The organism is Halorubrum sp. SP3 (assembly GCF_005435195.1).
Classification (GTDB): domain Archaea; phylum Halobacteriota; class Halobacteria; order Halobacteriales; family Haloferacaceae; genus Halorubrum; species Halorubrum sodomense.
Map to the genome: position 1 here is coordinate 1 of NZ_SGTU01000298.1, position 527 is coordinate 527.

The 527-nt window shown below is 57.1% G+C and carries 1 protein-coding gene; it reads right to left on the reverse strand.

Annotated elements, in window-relative coordinates; translation table 11 throughout:
- Positions 1-77: 77 nt before the first annotated feature.
- Complete coding sequence (locus EXE42_RS16635) at positions 78-416, reverse strand: hypothetical protein (protein WP_137707026.1); 339 nt, start codon at positions 414-416, stop codon at positions 78-80.
- Between the last annotated feature and the right edge of the window lie 111 nt (positions 417-527).

Below are 527 nucleotides of genomic sequence, written 5' to 3' on the forward strand. Positions count from 1 at the left end.
AGGTCTGTTTCGCGCACACCCCTCTGTTCGTCTTGGCTCTATAAAAAAGTTAGGCCGCGAACCGCACGGACGACGCCTTACCGTCGGTCGGAGTTGATCTCGGTGTCGTCAACCACGACTTCGAGATCAGAACCAGTAGCGTCGATGTGGGCTTCAGACGGGTTCTCGTTTCCGAAGACATCCTCGGGTTCGTAGTGTGCGCCTTGGAAATCCTTGCGAGCGAAGTACCGCTGGAGGTCACGGCTTGTGTGTGGCATTTCCCGCGCGTCCCATGCGTCTGCTCGACTCTTGGCGCGGACAGGAATCGTCGCCGTCTGTCGCAGCTCAACCTGAACGGCGAAGACCTCGGTATCTTCTGCTTCGGTATTCTCGTCGGCGGTGCTTCCATCGTTGGCAGCGGTTTCGGCTTGTGCCATCGCACCCTGACGTTTGGGTGGCACGTATAAAAAAAGTTAGGTCAAGTGAGAAACGAAGACGACCTACGAGACAGCCGCAAGGAAGTGCGGCATCGAACGGAGGTCGTCTTC